We start from the raw sequence: 17,509 nt of genomic DNA, 5'->3' as shown, positions 1-17,509 counted from the left end.
TCGAAGACCCTCCTAGGAGGCCCCGCCATCAGGCGGGGTTTTCCGTTTGTGGGATCGCGTTTGCGGCCAGAACGTATGTGTGGATGGAAAACACGACCGCGTTGGTTTTCGGCAAACGCAATAGCGTCTGCCGCTCGCTTCGCAGATAAGACGCTTGACGCCGGTCCCGTATTTTGCGCGGCTCACTTGCACTGCGAGGCTGGAACAGCTCCGGGTCTTCGTACCACAGGGCGTTGAAGCGCCACAGCGGGCGACCGGGTTGAATACCGTCGAATAGCCTCTGCACCCGTTTCGCGACATTGGCGTCATAGCTTTCCACGGGCACGTGGATATCAATCAACGGTCGCATGAATTTCTCGGACAGGCGCCAACTGGCAGGGAAACACAGGATGGCACCCGTCAGAACATGCTCATTTCCCCGTTTCTGAAGGATGCAGAAGTCCTCTTGTACCAGCCTGCACAGCGTATCAAGCGGACAATCCCGATCGATCGCGACGGATACGCCATCCGGCCTTGCGGCCTCTGCCCCGGCCGTGGGATATGTCTGTGTCAACACCAGATCCAGCAACTCTTGCGCGGCAGGTTTGGCCCCAGGATCAAGCGCAAGAACATCGTCGCGCCGCTCAGCCAGAATTTCTTCGCGGCGCCGCATCTGGTCAGCAAAAGCCTCATCCTGATCTAGCCAGCTTTCCATGGTTGCCGGTTGAATACCCGGCAAAACGCGTGGGCTTTCGACATCATACGGAATCTTGTTTTGCAGAATACGAGTCATGCTGGAGGCTTAGCATGCGCAACTTTTCTTGTCGGTCGAAAACGACAACCTCGCCGTCGCATTTTTCTCAGACGATTGGTTGTGGCGGATGAATTGTAATTGGAACAAGCAATGAGGCCAGCCATGAACCAGCACTATCGAGACACGCGCAAGATTGACCCCAGCCGCGGCACGACATTGGGCGATGGTACGCCGAACGAAAATGACCGGATCGAGATTGGGCCGACGCAGCTTGCGTTTGACGAGTGGGCCGCTGCGGGGCTGGAACTTCCCAATCTGGCACGGATGCGGGAACACCGCTGGAAGAGGCTGACACAGGCCATTGTGGACCGCGGCTATGGCGGCTTGCTGATTTTTGACCCGCTGAATATCCGCTATGCCACCGACAGCACGAATATGCAGCTGTGGAACACCCACAATCCGTTTCGGGCGGTTCTGCTGTGTGCGGATGGCTATATGGTGATCTGGGATTACAAGAACTCCCCCTTCCTCAGCACCTTCAACCCGCTTGTGCGCGAGCAGCGCTCGGGCGCTGACCTGTTCTACTTCGACCGGGGCGACAAGGTTGACGTGGCCGCAGATGTGTTCTCGAACGAAGTACGCGTACTGATCGAAGAACACGGCGGCGGCAACATGCGCCTGGCCGTCGACAAGATCATGCTGCACGGATTGCGCGCGCTCGAGGCGCAGGGGTTCGACATCATGGAAGGCGAAGAGCTGACCGAGAAGACCCGCGCCGTCAAAGGGCCCGACGAAATCCTGGCCATGCGCTGCGCCAGCCATGCCTGCGAAACTGCGGTTGCCGAAATGGAACGGTTTGCCCGTGCCAATGTCGGCGACGGCAAGACCTCGGAAGATGATATCTGGGCTGTTCTTCACGCCGAAAACATCAGGCGTGGCGGTGAGTGGATCGAAACCCGTCTGCTGGCTTCGGGCCAGCGGACCAACCCGTGGTTTCAGGAATGCGGCCCGCGGATCACCCAGCAGAACGAGATCATCTCGTTCGACACTGACCTGATTGGTTCTTACGGGATTTGCATCGATATTTCTCGCAGTTGGTGGATCGGCGATCAGAAGCCGCGCGAGGACATGATCTATGCCATGCAGCACGCCCATGAACACATCATGACCAATATGGAGATGCTCAAGCCCGGCGTGATGATCCCTGAACTGACCGCAAATTCCCACCGGCTGGACAAGAAGTTCCAGGCGCAGAAATATGGCTGCCTGATGCACGGCGTCGGCCTTTGCGATGAATGGCCGTTGGTTGCTTATCCGGACAAGGCGGTTGAAGGGGCCTACGATTATCCGCTGGAACCCGGAATGGTCTTGTGTGTCGAAGCCTGCGTGGGCGAAGTGGGTGGCGATTTCAGCATCAAGCTGGAGGATCAGGTTCTCATAACCGAAGACGGATATGAGAACCTGACGAAATACCCCTTCGATGCCCGGTTGATGGGGCTCGAGTGAGGCCGGCGCCTCATTCTGACCAATGAGACCGGCGCACGTTGCCGTGCCAGTCTTCGACAGTTGGACTTACCTGAGCCTGCGGCCCGCTGAAAACTGCGGGCCGGGATTGCCCGACGGCAAAACCCACGAGGCCAGCCAGAACAATCGCCATGACTGTACTGGGTAGTATCTTTGGAAGATGTGCGGCAACGTCTGCATGTGCCATCTGCGTCTCCTTTATCAATTGCTGTAGGCCGTAGATGGGCTTGATTGCAACATAAGTGAAACGAATGTTTGTTTCATGTATTATCACAAATATTGATGACACGTCGACCACACCCAAAATAGCGGCCGCGCCTGTCACCGCCCGGGGCATCTTTCGGATTGCAAGGCGCTCGCTTGGTTCTCACCTTCCCGTGACGCGTTTGACATAAGGGTTGTGACCCGGCGGGCTTGACCACAGTATTGGGGATGTTTCCCCGAACCGTTCAAGGAGCCGACATGCCCACGGAACGCATCACTTTTGCCGGACATGACGGCAGCCAATTGGCCGCGCGGCTGGATTTGCCGGATGGACCGGTCCTTGCGACGGCCCTGTTTGCCCATTGCTTCACCTGTTCCAAGGACATACCTGCGGCCCGGCGCATTTCGGCCCGCCTTGCGGCCATGGGAATTGCAGTGCTTCGGTTCGACTTTACCGGCCTGGGTCATTCCAAAGGAGAATTCGCCAACACGACCTTCACGTCGAATGTCGAGGACCTGATCTCGGCCGCGCAATATCTGGCCGGACGAAACATGGCCCCTGCCCTGCTGATCGGTCACTCGCTTGGCGGCGCGGCGGTTTTGCGGGCGCGTGCCGGAATTCCGACGGTCAAGGCCGTGGTCACCTTGGGCGCACCGGCGGATCCCGGCCACGTGTCCCATCATTTCGAGGAAGCCCTGCCCCAGATCGAACAGGAGGGCAGCGCCGAGGTCACCTTGGGCGGGCGCCCGTTTCGAATTGGCAAAGCGTTTGTGGACGACATTGCGGGGTCGGCCCTGTCTGCCTCGATCGCTGATCTCAAGGCCGCTTTGCTGATCCTGCACGCTCCTCGGGACGAAACGGTCAGTATCGACAACGCAAGCACCATCTTTCTGGCTGCAAAGCACCCAAAAAGCTTCGTCACCCTCGACGATGCCGATCACCTGATCACACGGGCCTCTGATGCTGAATATGCCGCGGATGTCATCTCGGCTTGGGTTTCGCGCTATCTGAAACTTTGTCCACCCGCGCCGCCCCCGGGTGCGCCGGAAGGTGTCGTTCGCGTAACAGAAGCGGATCCGAATGGCTTCATGCAGGATATTCAGGCAGGCCCGCACCATCATGCCGTTGCAGATGAGCCTGCCTCTTATGGCGGCACGGATAAGGGCATGTCGCCTTATGGCTTTGTCTCATCCGGCCTCGGCGCCTGCACGTCCATGACGATAAGGATGTATGCGCGCCGCAAAAAATGGCCGCTGACCAGTGTCAGCGTCGATGTCTGCCATGACAAAGTTCATGCTCAGGATGCCGGTTTGGCGAATGAAGGCAAAGTGGATCAGTTCCGCCGCAAAATCCGCCTGAACGGCCCGCTTGATCAGGAACAAAAACAGCGCCTGCTGGAAATCGCAGACAAATGCCCGGTTCACCGGACACTTGAAGGCTCGGCGCATATCACGACCGAACTTCTTACCTGAGAGAAGGCCGCCGGACAGGCGGCCTTTTGATTATCTGCGGCGTGGTGCCGGACGATGGATCGGTGGCCGCGCGGCAGGTGGCCGGGCCACCGGGGGTCGCGGCCGCGCAGGAGGTTTGGCAACCGGTGGATTCGGGCGCTCGGGACGCACGGGTCGATCTGGGCGGTCCGGGCGGTTGATATCAACATTCACATCGACATCGCGATAGTAGTCGTTCCACAGCATCGAGTCATAGAACGGGTCATACCCGTATCCGACGCCGACCGTTACGCCGTCACAGGCCGACAACGTCAAAGTCGCGGCCCCCAGCCCCAATGCGAGGGAAATCCGTTTAATCAGTCCAATGCGCATCTTGCCCCCCTCACAGAAGCGACCGGAACGACGCGAAAACGGCGTTCAAGTCTTCGGCGAAATCCGGGTCTGCCCCATCCCGCAGGATGGCAACAGCTATGGCGACACGGTTGCGCGGCAAGTCAATGACAGTGGCCGTGAAGTTCACCCCCTTGCCATCGCGGCGCCCTGTCCCCCGAAAGACACGGGCGGGCAACCCGCCGATGCGGATGTCGCTGGTGCTGGTTAGGGTCGGGTCTTTGACCAGAAACTTGTCGATATCCTGCAAGTAGCGGACCCCATCCTGAATGGTCGCAACCCCTGAAGGTGAAACAAACCCCATCCAGACGTTGTCGTCCGTTACGGGACGCAGCCCCATGACCCGAGCCACCGCACGCGGATCATCCAACCCGGTGTCTTCGATCTCACGCGGGCCGCCAGTGCGCAGCACCCAGAAATCTGGAACGTCGAACCGAAACAGGGCGCGACCATCCTCGGTATATGTCACCGGTGTGTCGGCCAGTGCTGATCCTGCCCCACCCAGCCAGACAGCGGCGCAAGCGGCAAGAATTGGAGATGATAATAAACGCATATTTCAATAACCTGATGATTTCTTCACCCTCAGCTTGACCGCTGAAAGCGCGACTTGTCCAGCACTGCGTTGCAAAGACCCAGAAAAACCGCGTTCCGGTATTTCCCTTCCCCGCACGTGTCATCTGCCTCTTGCAAGCATCACGCCCCAATTTTTCAGACAAATACATGAAATCTATTGCGCATAGACCCCGACGGTCTGGCCGCCCGCATCATCAACGAAACGGATCGCGTCCCCATTTCGCCAGACGTCGTAGCAGGCCCACAAATCGGCAGGTGGCCATGTCGAGCAGTATTGATCCCCTCTCACCGCCCAGCGCCCGATACTGGGCCCGCCCGAGAAATACTGCGTGGTCATGCTGGCTTCGAAAACTTGCCAAACACCCGCGCCGTATTCCAGCTTCTTGCCCGCCAAGGCTGACAGGATTTCCTCTCCGGACAGTTTCTGGAAGTCTCCGGCCGTCGAAACACCCGGCCAAAGGGCGAAAATCAGGGCAAACCGTCTCATACCTGCTCTCACATCTTGTTCCCTTGCGCACAGGCGGCTAAACCCCGCGCCAACGCCTCATCCCAATCACATAAAGGTGCTGCCGCCAATGATTCCCCGTTATTCCCGCCCTGACATGGTTGCCATTTGGTCGCCCGAAACCAAGTTTCGCATCTGGTACGAAATCGAGGCGCATGCCTGCGATGCCATGGCCGATCTGGGCGTGATCCCGCGCGAGAATGCAGAAGCCGTTTGGAAAGCCAAGGACGTGGAATTCGACGTCGCCCGTATCGACGAGATCGAAGCCGTAACCAAGCATGACGTCATCGCCTTTCTGACCCATCTCGCCGAACATGTCGGCAGTGAAGAGGCCCGGTTCGTGCACCAGGGCATGACCAGTTCAGACGTGTTGGACACCTGCTTCAACGTCCAGCTGACGCGCGCGGCGGACCTTCTGATCGCCGATCTCGAAGGGCTTTTGGCAGCGCTCAAGCGCCGTGCGTTTGAACACAAGGACACCGTTCGCATCGGCCGCAGCCACGGTATCCACGCAGAGCCTACGACAATGGGCCTGACCTTTGCCCGGTTCTACGCCGAGATGGACCGCAACCTGTCCCGTATGCGCGACGCCCGCGCAGAAATCGCAACCGGGGCCATCAGCGGCGCCGTCGGCACATTTGCCAATATCGATCCCGCCGTCGAGGAACATGTCTGTGACAAACTGGGCCTTGTGCCCGAACCGATCAGCACCCAAGTGATCCCGCGTGATCGCCATGCGGCCTTCTTTGCGACGCTTGGCGTCATCGCCAGCAGCATCGAAAACATCGCCATCGAAATCCGCCACATGCAGCGGACCGAGGTTTTGGAGGGCGCAGAATTCTTCTCGATGGGCCAGAAAGGTTCGTCGGCCATGCCGCACAAGAAAAACCCGGTACTGACCGAGAACCTGACCGGGCTGGCCCGCATGGTACGCGCGGCAGTGATCCCGGCAATGGAGAATGTCGCGCTCTGGCATGAACGCGACATCTCGCATTCCTCGGTCGAGCGCATGATCGGACCGGATGCCACGATTACACTGGATTTTGCGCTGGCCCGTCTGACCGGTGTGATCGACAAGATGCTGATCTTCCCCGAAAACATGCTGGAAAACATGAACAAATTCCCCGGTCTTGTCATGAGCCAGCGTGTTCTTCTGGCCTTGACCCAAGCAGGGGTCAGCCGTGAGGACGCCTATGCCATGGTCCAGCGCAACGCGCTGAAGGTTTGGGAACACCGCACCGATTTCAAACAGGAACTGCTGGCGGATGCCGATGTAACGGCCGCGCTCAGCCCCGAAGAAATCGAAGAGAAATTCGACCTCGGCTATCACACCAAACACGTTGATACGATCTTCGCCCGGGTATTTGGCGAATAAGGTACGTCTCGACGCCGCCTTCACACGGCCCGGTCTGCAATGCGCAGGCCGGGCCTTGTTTTTGCCAGACTGCCCGAAATCGGTTATTCTGCGAATGATTTTTGGGGAGAGGCACCATGATCCGTACCGTTCTTTGCTCACTTGCACTTGTTTGTGTGGCATCTGCCGGCCTTGCATGCAGCGGGCATTCCAAACAGACGCAATCCTGCGCACCCGGCACAACCTGGGACACTGAAACGCAAAGCTGCACGAAATCGGTCAACAGCTGACGAATTTCTGTCCGACTTGTGAATAAAAGCAACCGTTCCACTGTTAGCTTTTTTGTAGATCGCACTATGATTTTGTGAGCAGCCCCGAGAACGGAGTAAGAATATGCGCCTTTTGTTAGCTTCAGCCCTCGCTTTGCAGGCCTTCGCCTTTGCCCCGGTGGTCCACGCCGCAGGCGGCGACAGCAGCAGCCCGCCGAAACCGACGAATACGACCAAGAAATGTTTGTTCGGTCGGGTCTATGACGAAGCCAGAGGCCGGTGTGTCAAACCCAACAAAACCAACCTGTCGGAAGATCAGCTTTACGACGCCGTCCGCGAACTGGCCTATGACGGGCAATACGGGCACGCGCAGGATATCCTGCGGATCATGGATCAGGACGACGACCGTGTGCTGACCTATTGGGGCTTTACCTACCGCAAGATGGGCGAGCTGGAGCTGGCGAACGTCTTTTACCAGAATGCCATCAATGCCAATCCCGACAATCTTCTGGCGCGCAGCTACATGGCGCAAGGCTTTGTAACCGAAGGAAAAACCGATCTGGCAATCGAGCAATGGCGTGAGATCAAAGCCCGCGGCGGCGAAGGGACCTGGGCCGAGACGTCTCTGCGCGAGGCTATCCGGACAGGGTTTACCTACAGCTACTGAGCTTCAGGGTTATTTAACCCGACTCCCGTTAATCTGCCCGTGGTTCGGAAAATTTGGCACTACGGGCAGATGCAGGACACAAACGCTTTGATACAAATGGCAAATGGGGGGTCTGCCCCAATTGCCGCGGGGGATGAACACGCGCCGCAAGTTGTTCCGCGCACGTTGACCGGTCAGCAAAAAGCGGCCGTTGTCGTGCGCCTTCTGTTGAACGAGGGCGCCGATATTCCACTTGAGGAACTGCCTGACGACCTGCAAGAGACATTGACCCATCAACTTGGGCAAATGGGCCTTGTGGATCGTGTAACCCTGGGCGCAGTGGCCCGGGAATTCAGCGACGCTCTGGACAATGTCGGGCTGGCTTTTCCACATGGGCTTGCAGGTGCATTGGATGCGGTGAACGGAAAGATCGCACCATCGACGGCCGCGCGCCTGCGCAAGCTAGCCGGGGTGCGCCAGATCGGCGACCCATGGCAACGCCTGCGTGACGTACCCGTTGAGGATCTTGCCAAAATGGCTCAGGCGGAAAGCACCGAGGTGGCGGCTGTCATGCTTTCAAAGATGGATACCGCACAGGCGGCGCAGATGCTGGCCCATATGCCGGGCCCGGTTGCGCGGCGCATTACCTATGCCATCTCGAAAACAACAAATGTCACCCCCGAAGCGGTTGAACGTATTGGCTGGTCGCTGGCCGCGCAACTGGATCAGCGGCCTGCTCAGGCTTTCGACAATGGTCCGGGCGCACGCGTGGGCGCGATCCTGAACCAGTCGGCGGCCGCGACACGCGATGACTTGTTGAACGCATTGGACGAGGACGACGCCGAATTTGCGGATCTGGTACGCCAGTCGATCTTTACCTTTGCCCATATCCCAAGCCGTATCACGGCCCGCGATGTTCCCGCCATCCTGCGTGAAGTGGAACAGCCGGTTCTTGTCACCGCACTGGCAGGTGCCGCCGCGGATGATGACAAGGCATCCGTTGAATTCATTCTGTCAAACATTTCGTCCCGCATGGCCGACAATCTGCGCGAGGAAATGGCCGAACGTGGGCGCGTCAAACAATCGGAAGCCGAAGATGCCATGACACAGGTGGTGGCCGCCATTCGCGTTCTGGTCGATGCCGGTTCCATTGTTCTGATCGAAAACGATGACGAGGAAGATGCAGCCTGACCCCGCGAACCCGCGGGTATTGCGCGATCCGGCCACCTGCTGCGGGTTCAGGTTTTCCGCCCGTCTGAGCGCTTGAGCTTGCTGGCATCGGGCTGTATGTCTTTCTCAGCAATTCGCAACACGCGGTGAGACACCTCCATGCCCGTTGAAAAGTCGGAGCTCAGCCGGTTTGAGCTTGGGAAATACTATGTCGCCAACCTGTTTCTTCAGGGGGTCATCCGCGTTATGCGCATGCTTCCCTATGAGCGGCGTATTGCAACGATGGGGGCTATCGTGCGGTTTCTGGCACCTGTTGTCGGGTTTCGCAAACGTGTCCGTCGGAATCTGAAGCTGACTTGCCCGGACTTGCCTGAAGCCGAAGTCAGGCAGATCTGCCGCGATGTGCCGGACAATGCCGGTCGTGCGATCATGGAACATTTTTCTCCGGAAGACTTTATCGAACGGCAGAGCAAGGCCAAGATTTCTGGGCCAGGTATCGCTGCATTTGACGCGGCTGTTGCCGAGGGGCGTCCGGTCATGATGATTACGGCGCATTTCGGTCACTACCTTGCAGCGCGCATCGCCTTGCAGACATACAGCGGTCAGCCCATCGGCTGCCTGTATCGGCGGATGGCCAACCCGTATTTCAACGACGCTTATGTCGAAGCTTTCTACAAGACAGGCGCCCCGATGTTCGAACAGGGGCGGCGCGGTATGGTCGAGATGGTGCGCTCGTTGAAAAAGGGTGGGATCATTGCCATCGTTTCAGATCTTCACGCAATGGGCGGTGAAGAATTGATGTTTTTCGGTAAACCCGCAGTGACATCCGTGCTGAACGCCGAGTTGGCCATCAAGTACAATGCCGAGCTGATTCCGTGTTACGCGGTACGTCAGCCCAACGGTCTTGATTTTGAGATCGTTCTGCACGAACCGGTTCCGCACACCGACCCAAAAACCATGACCCAGTTCACCAATGACGATCTGGAAAAGATGGTGCGGCAGCATATGGGGCAATGGTTCTGGATTCACCGCCGCTGGAAACACTGGAACGGGTTGGGCATCAAGCCGGAAGAGATGCCCTGATCACCTGACCCGGGTGGCGGCAACAATCGGCCCTTCCCCGGCCCTTTGAACCAGAACGACAGCCGGCAGGTCCAAACCAAGCTGAACCGTGAATGATTGCGGCGCAGTTCCATCCCACTGCCCTGCAATCTGCCAGGCCTCAACTACATTGGCATAGTCCAGCTCGTGCCCGGCCAGCTCTCCACGACGGATCGAAGCGTGCCGCATGGGCGAATACTGAACCACATGCACGTCATAGGTATCGCCTTTCGGCAACTCGACGGGCGTCACATCCACTGTCACTTCATCGGCTGAGCGCACGGCCGTCACAAGCGCTTCGGGCGCTGCTTTCAGATGCGCTTCGATCAATCGATCAAGTTCACGGGATTGCGCTCCGACGATGTCGTGCTGCCCGTTGATCACCATCTGCGGGGTGTAGATCATGGAACGCCCCCCCTCGCGGGCATAAGCCCGCTGCCGGAGCGTATGATCGGGGTCTGCGTATTCGTCCTTCCACCCGATATAGTCCCAGTAATCGACATGCAAAGCCAGCCCTATGACGTCGTCGCGCTTGGCCAGATCCTGCATGATCCGATCTGCCGGCGGGCAGGATGAACACCCCTGAGACGTGAACAGCTCAACCACAACCGGGTCTTCCTCGGCCGCGACCTGTACCGCCACAAGGCAGGAAAACACGGTGGTCAAGGCAATGGATCTGAACATGAGAACTCTCGGGTTGAGCGGTTGGATCTCAGGGATAGCTGCTTTGACACTCAACAGCCAATCAAGGTTTCTTGAGGCTTTGACGCATTCCCTCCGCGAAAAGGTGTACAATAGTATACAAATTTCCCTCTCGGCGCGTGTTCAGCCTTGAACACGGGGGCTTGGTGATGCAGATAACACTCAGCAAATCCCAATATCCAAGTCATTTGAGAGGGAGGCCACAGATGCCCATCAAAGTCGGACAGGATAACGCCAAAACGCGCCGCAGTCTGAGCGTGAATGGTAAATCCATTTCCTATTATTCGATCCCTGCCGCGCAAGAGGCCGGTCTGGGCGATTTCTCGAAACTGCCTGCCGCACTCAAGGTGGTTCTGGAAAACATGTTGCGGTTCGAGGATGACGGGTTTTCGGTCTCGGTCGATGACATCAAGGCTTTTGCCGAATGGGGCGCCAACGGTGGCAAAAACCCTCGTGAAATCGCCTATCGCCCTGCCCGGGTACTGATGCAGGATTTCACCGGCGTTCCCGCCGTGGTGGATCTGGCCGCGATGCGGGACGGCATCAAGGCGTTGGGCGGCGACGCGCAAAAGATCAACCCGCTGAACCCTGTCGATCTGGTCATCGACCATTCGGTGATGATCGACGAATTCGGCAACCCGCGCGCGTTCCAGATGAATGTGGACCGTGAATACGAACGCAACATGGAACGGTACCAGTTCCTGAAATGGGGTCAGGGTGCATTCAACAACTTCCGCGTTGTCCCCCCCGGCACCGGCATCTGCCACCAGGTGAACCTTGAATATTTGGCCCAGACCGTCTGGACCGACACCGACCAGAACGGTGAAGAAGTCGCCTATCCCGATACGCTGGTCGGCACCGACAGTCACACCACCATGGTCAACGGCATGGCCGTGCTGGGCTGGGGTGTCGGCGGGATCGAGGCCGAGGCCGCGATGCTGGGTCAACCGATCTCGATGCTGATCCCCGAGGTCGTGGGCTTTGAGCTGACCGGTGATCTGGTCGAAGGCACCACCGGCACCGACCTGGTTCTGAAGGTCGTGGAAATGCTGCGCGAAAAAGGCGTTGTCGGCAAGTTCGTCGAATTCTACGGCGAAGGCCTGGATCGTCTGCCGCTGGCCGACCGTGCGACCATCGCCAACATGGCCCCGGAATACGGCGCGACATGCGGCTTTTTCCCGATTGACGGCGAAACGCTGCGCTACATGCGCAACACCGGCCGCGACGAGGATCGCATCGCGCTGGTTGAAGCCTACGCCAAGGAAAACGGTTTCTGGCGCGATGAAAACTATGCGCCGATCTACACCGACACCCTGACCCTGGATATGGGCACGATTGTTCCGGCAATCTCGGGGCCCAAACGCCCGCAGGATTATGTTGCGCTGACTGACGCCAAGGCCGCATTCGCCAAGGAAATGGCCGAGACCTTCAATCGCCCGATGGGCAAACAGGTCGAGGTCAAAGGCGAAAACTATGGCATGGAATCGGGCAAGGTCGTGATCGCCTCGATCACGTCCTGCACCAACACGTCGAACCCTTACGTGATGATCGGAGCGGGCCTCGTGGCGCGTAAGGCAGCCGCGCTGGGGCTGGATCGCAAGCCTTGGGTCAAAACCTCACTGGCACCGGGGTCGCAGGTTGTGTCCGCTTATCTCGAGGCCGCGGGCCTTCAGGAGGATCTGGACAAGATCGGCTTCAACCTCGTCGGATACGGCTGCACCACATGTATCGGCAACTCGGGGCCGATTCAGAAAGAAATCTCGGAGGCCATTGCGGAAGGCGATCTGGTCGCCACTTCGGTCTTGTCCGGCAACCGCAACTTCGAAGGCCGCATCTCGCCCGACGTGCGCGCAAACTATCTGGCTTCACCGCCTCTGGTCGTCGTGTACGCCCTGGCAGGCACCATGGACATTGACCTGACATCCGAACCGATCGGTCAGGACAAGGACGGCAACGACGTCTATATGAAAGACCTCTGGCCAACGCAGCAGGAGGTCGCGGAACTGGTCGAACAGACTGTCACGCGCGAAGCGTTCCAGTCGAAATACGCCGACGTCTTCAAAGGGGACGAGAAATGGCAGTCGGTCGAAACCACCGATGCGGAAACCTATGACTGGCCGCCGACATCGACCTATATCCAGAACCCGCCCTATTTCCAGGGCATGGGCCCCGAACCGGGCACGATTTCCAACATCGAAGGCGCCAAGGTTCTGGCCATTCTGGGTGACATGGTCACGACCGACCACATCTCACCTGCTGGGTCATTCGCAACGACCTCGCCCGCAGGCCAGTACCTGATCGAACGTCAGGTTCAGCCGCGTGAATTCAATTCATATGGTTCACGCCGCGGCAACCACGAGGTGATGATGCGCGGAACTTTCGCCAACATCCGCATCAAGAACGAGATGCTGGACGGCGTCGAAGGCGGTTACACCAAAGGCCCGGACGGTGAACAGACGTCAATTTATGACGCCTCGATGGCCTATCAGGCGAACAGCACCCCGCTGGTGGTATTCGGTGGCGAGCAATATGGCGCGGGCTCAAGCCGCGACTGGGCGGCCAAGGGCACGGCGCTGCTGGGCGTCAAGGCCGTTATCGCCGAGAGCTTTGAGCGTATCCACCGTTCAAACCTTGTTGGCATGGGGGTCATTCCGTTCGAGTTTACAGGTGGCGACACCCGCAAAACCCTGGGGCTGAAAGGGGATGAAACCGTTTCGATTCACGGGCTGGATACGATCGAGCCGCTACAGGAAGTCCCGTGCACCATCGTTTATGGCGATGGAACCGAAAAGACCATCACCCTGAAATGCCGTATCGATACCGCGCCCGAGATTGAATACATCGAAAACGGTGGCGTGTTGCATTACGTCCTGCGCAATCTTGCGAAGGCATCATAACCGATACCAAAGCGTGCAATTCAAACCCCCGGCCACCCGCCGGGGGTTTTTTTGTTTTCTGGTCATTTATTCGAAAACCTGAAACTGTTGGGCAAGGTCGTCAACGGAAAACCATTCGCCATGAAGAAACCCAACGCCCTGCTGGTATGTTCGCTCAGCGTAATTGCCGTGATCGGGATATGGGGTGTCGTGGACATTCAAAGTCTGGTGACCTGGGCAAGCGGCATCGTCCAGCAGACCTTCCACAGCCGCGGCTGGTTCGTGATGCTCGCCGCTTCGGGTATGTTGATCGGATGCCTGTTTCTGGCGTTTTCACCCCATGGAAATATTCGCCTTGGCCGGGATGACGAGGAGCCAGAGTTTTCCACCGCCACATGGATTTCAATGCTGTTCTCCGCCGGTATGGGCGTCGGCCTGTTGTTTTGGGCGGTGGCGGAACCGCTGACCCATTTCAACTTCATCTCCGGCATGGCGCCGGATTTCATCGCGGCGCAGCAGGCGATGCTGGCGACAAATTTCCATTGGGGGCTGCATGCCTGGGCGATTTATGGCTCCACCGCGCTGACCATTGCCTATTTCAGCTTTCGGCGCGGTACGGGGATGATGGTCAGTGCGCCGATCAAAAACCTGTTTCCCGACAAACGCTGGGCTGAACGTGTCGGGTGGCTTTCGGACTTCATGGCGATCATCGCCATATCCATTGGTGTCGGCGGCTCCATGGCCATGGGCGTGTTTCAGGTGGCAGACGGCATCGCAGTGCTGGGCGGTCGGGAAACGGTCGGCGCCCTTTTGATTGGTGTCGTGTTTCTGGCAATGGTTGCTGCGTATATCCCGGCACTCATGATCGATCTGGGCCAAGGCATGGCGCGCCTGTCCAATGCCGCCATGCTTATCGCAATCGGCCTTGTTGCCTACACGGTGGTCCTTGGCCCCACCGAATACCTTCTGAATACCGTCGTTCAGGGGTTCGGCGACTATGTCACCAATGTCATTCCCAGGGGATTTCAGACCTTTACGTTCTTCGGCGATGACGTCACCAGATGGTTCAGCGACTGGACCCTTACCTACATGGTCTGGTGGATTGCCTGGGGCCCGTTCGTGGGCGTCTTTGTCGCGCGTATCTCTCGCGGTCGCACGATACGGGAATTCGTGATCGGCGTCCTGTTCGCCCCCACGCTGTTTTCAATCCTCTGGTTCGGTGCCTTTGGTGGCATTGGCCTGTTCGAGGCACTTAATGGTGCGGGCGAACTGCTGGCCTATACGCAGACAAATATCGAACGCGTGACCTTCGCCCTGCTCGACCGACTTCCACTTTCCGTGATCACCACGCTTGCAACGGTACTGGCCGCCTTTCTGTTCATCGTGACCAGCGTCGTAAGCGCAGCCTTTGTTCTGGGCACCTTCTCGACGGGCGGGGACGAGAACCCACCGCCGCGTGTGCGTCTGATCTGGGGGGGATTGCTGGGACTGCTGAGCGTTGCAATGATCCTTTCGGGATCCGTGGACTCGGTGAAGATCCTCATCTCGCTTGGCGCATTGCCCTTTGTCTTCATTTCGGTCCTGCTGATGGTTTGCCTGTTCCGCGGGCTAAGAGAAGAGGGCCAACGCAATGCTGATCGGTGATCTTACGGACACATTGATGAACCTTGTCACCTTCGCGTTCATCGCGGCAATGCTCTGGATATTGCTGCGCAAGTGACCGCATTCCGGCAGCGCAAAAATCAACGTTGAATCCCGGGCGCTTTGCCGGTCATCTGAGTTCATGGAAAAAGTAGCACTGATAACCGGTGGTGCCCGTGGAATTGGGCGGGCAATAGTCGAAGACCTGCGCGGTGATCACCGTGTCGCCTTCACTTGGTTGGCCAGCCACCCCGATTCAGAATTGCTGAAAGGCGACGTTCTGACGATTCAGTCTGACCTTACAAAAGACAACCAACCCACCCGGGTGGTCGAAAAGGTCATTGATCACTTCGGGCGACTGGACGTGATCGTAAACAATGCCGGTCTTGTTCGCTCCACTCCGAAACAACAGTTTCAGGCCGCGGACCATCGCGCCATTCTTGACCTCAACGTGCTGGCCCCCGCCGCGTTGCTTGCTGCGGCATTGCCGCATCTGAAACGCGGCGCTTCGATCGTCAGCATCTCATCGATGAACGCAACATTGCCACCGCGGGACGCCGCGACCTACGGGGCAAGCAAAGCCGCGCTGAACCTCTGGACGCGCGCCATGGCAAAAGAGCTTGGCCCGGACGGAATCCGCGTCAACGCGGTTGCACCGGGTGCCATCAACATCCCCGAAGCCCCCCGCCCTGACGATCTGACATCGCTATTCGTCAGGGAAACGGCGCTGGGCCGGATCGGAACTCCGGAAGACATCGCCAGGGTCGTTCGGTTTCTGACCTCGGACGCGGCGGGATTCGTAACCGGAGAGGTCCTGGGCGTGACCGGAGGCTATCGCTTGTAAGGCGGCTTAAACCTCGTTTTCCAAATTGCTCAACCGCCCGCAGCCTTTTCCAACGCCGGACGCAGAGTGTTTTCAATCACCCGCTGCGTAATCGGGCCGGCAAAGCGCAAAATGATCGTGCCGTCGCCATCAACCACATAGGTTTCGGGAACGCCGTAAAGGCCCCAATCCAATGCCATGCGACCTTTCTCATCACGTCCAATCGCGGCGTAGGGATCGCCAAGCTCGGTCAAAAACGCTTGGGCGTTGTCCAACTGGTCTTTGTAGTTGACGCCATAGACCGGGATGCCTTCGGCGGCCAGAGCCTCCAGATTGGGATGCTCGGCACGGCATGGCGCGCACCAGCTGGCCCAGTAGTTTACCAGCTTGACCTCTCCATCCCGCAGCGTGGCATCATCAAACAGCTTCTTTTCCGGGAACTCGCTCAGAACCACGGGCGGAGCCGGTTGGCCTTCGCGGGCAGAGGGCAACGCATTGGGGTCTTCACGGAACATACCGATCCCGGCCAACACGGCGAAAGCGCCAAAAATCAAAGGCGGCGCGATCATCAGGGGCGATATCTTAGCCATCTCGCGAAATCCTTTGTTCGATCTTTTCCATTTCAGTGCGTACCTTGCGCCCTCGCATCACGCTGAACACGATCAATGCCACCAGCAGTATGATGGACACGGCATAAGACGACAAAACCGCGTCAGCATATTTTCCAAGATCGGGGATCATCCACCCACCCTTTCACGCGCCTGCAACGCCTTGATGCGCCGCGCGCGGATTTCAGTTCCGGTGCGGTACAGCACCAAAGCGATGAACAGCAGTACAAATCCGATGATGCACAGCAACAGCGGATAGAAGTAGATATTGCTGACTTTCTCTTCCGTATCGGCCCCGGTCACGGCTGCCGCGCGCATGACCGATGCGCCCTGATGCAAGCCCTGGTTCCAGAAGTTGACCGCATATCGGCTGAGCAGCGCGAACACGGATCCGACCAGACACAGAACCGAGGTCAGGTCCGCCGCAGTGTCCGGATCCTCGATGGCTTCCCACAATGCGACATAGCCAAGATAGAACAGGAACAGGATCAGAAACGACGTCAGACGCGGATCCCACGCCCACCAGGTGCCCCACATGGGCTGTCCCCAGATCGCCCCGGTCAGCAACGCAATCAAGGTCATCACGATCCCGATCGGCGCAGCCGCCCGTGCCGCCAGCGCGCTGACATGATGACGTCGAACCAGCCAGACCAGAGAAGTTGCCAACATCATCAGCCAGCAATTGATCGCCATCAGTGCCGCCGGGACGTGCAGATAGATGATCTTGACCGTCGACCCTTGTTTATAGTCGTCCGGCGTGAAGAAGAACCCCCAGACCAGCCCGACGACGATGCAGAAGATCGAGACGATCCAGAAAAACGGCAGGACACGTTCACTGGTCGCAAGAAACTTGCGCGGGTTGGCGTATTCCCAGAGGGCATTGGCTTTGGCTGCTATCGACATGGGCCCTATCTAGTCCGAGTTGGGGGTATTCTCAA

The 17,509-nt window shown here is 58.2% G+C and carries 18 protein-coding genes; 9 read left to right on the top strand and 9 right to left on the bottom strand.

Annotated elements, in window-relative coordinates; translation table 11 throughout:
• Positions 1-28 precede the first annotated feature (28 nt).
• On the bottom strand, positions 29-772 hold the full coding sequence (locus GS605_RS03190) for a DUF3445 domain-containing protein (protein WP_171723039.1): 744 nt from the start codon (positions 770-772) through the stop codon (positions 29-31).
• 123 nt (positions 773-895) lie between these two features.
• Here GS605_RS03190 and dddP point away from each other — a divergent pair, with 123 nt between their 5' ends.
• Complete coding sequence (dddP, locus tag GS605_RS03185) at positions 896-2,239, top strand: dimethylsulfonioproprionate lyase DddP (protein WP_171723038.1); 1,344 nt, start codon at positions 896-898, stop codon at positions 2,237-2,239.
• A gap of 10 nt (positions 2,240-2,249) precedes the next feature.
• On the opposite strand, the gene GS605_RS03180 is transcribed toward dddP, so the two are convergent.
• Positions 2,250-2,444, bottom strand: a complete 195-nt coding sequence (locus GS605_RS03180; protein WP_171631450.1) for a hypothetical protein — start codon at positions 2,442-2,444, stop codon at positions 2,250-2,252.
• Between the two features lie 275 nt (positions 2,445-2,719).
• Here GS605_RS03180 and GS605_RS03175 point away from each other — a divergent pair, with 275 nt between their 5' ends.
• The gene (locus tag GS605_RS03175) at positions 2,720-3,934 is read left to right on the top strand and encodes a bifunctional alpha/beta hydrolase/OsmC family protein (RefSeq protein WP_171723037.1); all 1,215 of its coding nucleotides are present in this window, start codon (positions 2,720-2,722) and stop codon (positions 3,932-3,934) included.
• Positions 3,935-3,964: 30 nt separating this feature from the next.
• Here GS605_RS03175 and GS605_RS03170 read toward each other — a convergent pair whose 3' ends face one another.
• The 3 genes from GS605_RS03170 to GS605_RS03160 form a co-directional block, all read right to left on the bottom strand.
• On the bottom strand, positions 3,965-4,285 hold the full coding sequence (locus tag GS605_RS03170; RefSeq protein ID WP_171631445.1) for a hypothetical protein: 321 nt from the start codon (positions 4,283-4,285) through the stop codon (positions 3,965-3,967).
• A gap of 10 nt (positions 4,286-4,295) precedes the next feature.
• Positions 4,296-4,856, bottom strand: a complete 561-nt coding sequence (locus GS605_RS03165; protein ID WP_171204978.1) for a hypothetical protein — start codon at positions 4,854-4,856, stop codon at positions 4,296-4,298.
• Positions 4,857-5,030: 174 nt separating this feature from the next.
• A complete protein-coding gene (locus tag GS605_RS03160) occupies positions 5,031-5,363 on the bottom strand; it encodes a hypothetical protein (RefSeq protein WP_171723036.1) in 333 nt (110 codons plus the stop codon).
• Positions 5,364-5,451: 88 nt separating this feature from the next.
• Here GS605_RS03160 and purB point away from each other — a divergent pair, with 88 nt between their 5' ends.
• The 4 genes from purB to GS605_RS03140 all read left to right on the top strand — a co-directional run bounded on the left by purB (position 5,452) and on the right by GS605_RS03140 (position 9,903).
• Positions 5,452-6,756 (top strand): adenylosuccinate lyase, encoded by a 1,305-nt coding sequence (gene purB / locus GS605_RS03155; RefSeq protein ID WP_171228076.1) that lies wholly within the window; start codon positions 5,452-5,454, stop codon positions 6,754-6,756.
• A gap of 372 nt (positions 6,757-7,128) precedes the next feature.
• Positions 7,129-7,671: a tetratricopeptide repeat protein gene (locus tag GS605_RS03150; protein ID WP_171723035.1), complete on the top strand. Its 543-nt coding sequence runs from the start codon at positions 7,129-7,131 to the stop codon at positions 7,669-7,671.
• A gap of 96 nt (positions 7,672-7,767) precedes the next feature.
• Positions 7,768-8,841 (top strand): flagellar motor switch protein FliG, encoded by a 1,074-nt coding sequence (locus GS605_RS03145; protein ID WP_371807734.1) that lies wholly within the window; start codon positions 7,768-7,770, stop codon positions 8,839-8,841.
• A 138-nt stretch (positions 8,842-8,979) separates the two neighbouring features.
• Positions 8,980-9,903, top strand: a complete 924-nt coding sequence (locus tag GS605_RS03140; protein ID WP_171631433.1) for a lysophospholipid acyltransferase family protein — start codon at positions 8,980-8,982, stop codon at positions 9,901-9,903.
• Here GS605_RS03140 and GS605_RS03135 read toward each other — a convergent pair whose 3' ends face one another.
• The gene (locus GS605_RS03135) at positions 9,904-10,605 is read right to left on the bottom strand and encodes a thioredoxin family protein (protein WP_171723033.1); all 702 of its coding nucleotides are present in this window, start codon (positions 10,603-10,605) and stop codon (positions 9,904-9,906) included.
• 224 nt (positions 10,606-10,829) lie between these two features.
• Here GS605_RS03135 and acnA point away from each other — a divergent pair, with 224 nt between their 5' ends.
• The 3 genes from acnA (at position 10,830) to GS605_RS03120 (ending at position 15,984) form a co-directional block, all read left to right on the top strand.
• Complete coding sequence (gene acnA, locus GS605_RS03130) at positions 10,830-13,520, top strand: aconitate hydratase AcnA (RefSeq protein WP_171723032.1); 2,691 nt, start codon at positions 10,830-10,832, stop codon at positions 13,518-13,520.
• A 120-nt stretch (positions 13,521-13,640) separates the two neighbouring features.
• A complete protein-coding gene (locus tag GS605_RS03125; RefSeq protein WP_171723031.1) occupies positions 13,641-15,143 on the top strand; it encodes a BCCT family transporter in 1,503 nt (500 codons plus the stop codon).
• Positions 15,144-15,282: 139 nt separating this feature from the next.
• Positions 15,283-15,984, top strand: a complete 702-nt coding sequence (locus GS605_RS03120; RefSeq protein ID WP_171631424.1) for an SDR family NAD(P)-dependent oxidoreductase — start codon at positions 15,283-15,285, stop codon at positions 15,982-15,984.
• A 29-nt stretch (positions 15,985-16,013) separates the two neighbouring features.
• On the opposite strand, the gene GS605_RS03115 is transcribed toward GS605_RS03120, so the two are convergent.
• From GS605_RS03115 to GS605_RS03105, 3 genes are read right to left on the bottom strand one after another with little or no spacing between them, the layout of a single operon-like run.
• Positions 16,014-16,553 carry a DsbE family thiol:disulfide interchange protein gene (locus tag GS605_RS03115; RefSeq protein ID WP_171631422.1) on the bottom strand — a complete coding sequence of 180 codons (540 nt, stop codon included), beginning with the start codon at positions 16,551-16,553 and terminating at the stop codon, positions 16,014-16,016.
• Complete coding sequence (gene ccmD / locus GS605_RS03110) at positions 16,546-16,704, bottom strand: heme exporter protein CcmD (RefSeq protein ID WP_171723030.1); 159 nt, start codon at positions 16,702-16,704, stop codon at positions 16,546-16,548. The genes GS605_RS03115 and ccmD overlap by 8 nt, the downstream gene beginning before the upstream one ends.
• Positions 16,701-17,474 (bottom strand): heme ABC transporter permease, encoded by a 774-nt coding sequence (locus tag GS605_RS03105; RefSeq protein ID WP_152458361.1) that lies wholly within the window; start codon positions 17,472-17,474, stop codon positions 16,701-16,703. Before GS605_RS03105 ends, ccmD begins: the two co-directional genes overlap by 4 nt.
• Between the last annotated feature and the right edge of the window lie 35 nt (positions 17,475-17,509).

Origin of the sequence: Ruegeria sp. HKCCD7559, assembly GCF_013110575.1 — a bacterium.
Lineage (GTDB): Bacteria > Pseudomonadota > Alphaproteobacteria > Rhodobacterales > Rhodobacteraceae > Ruegeria.
This window is presented reverse-complemented; position numbering and strand designations above follow the sequence as displayed.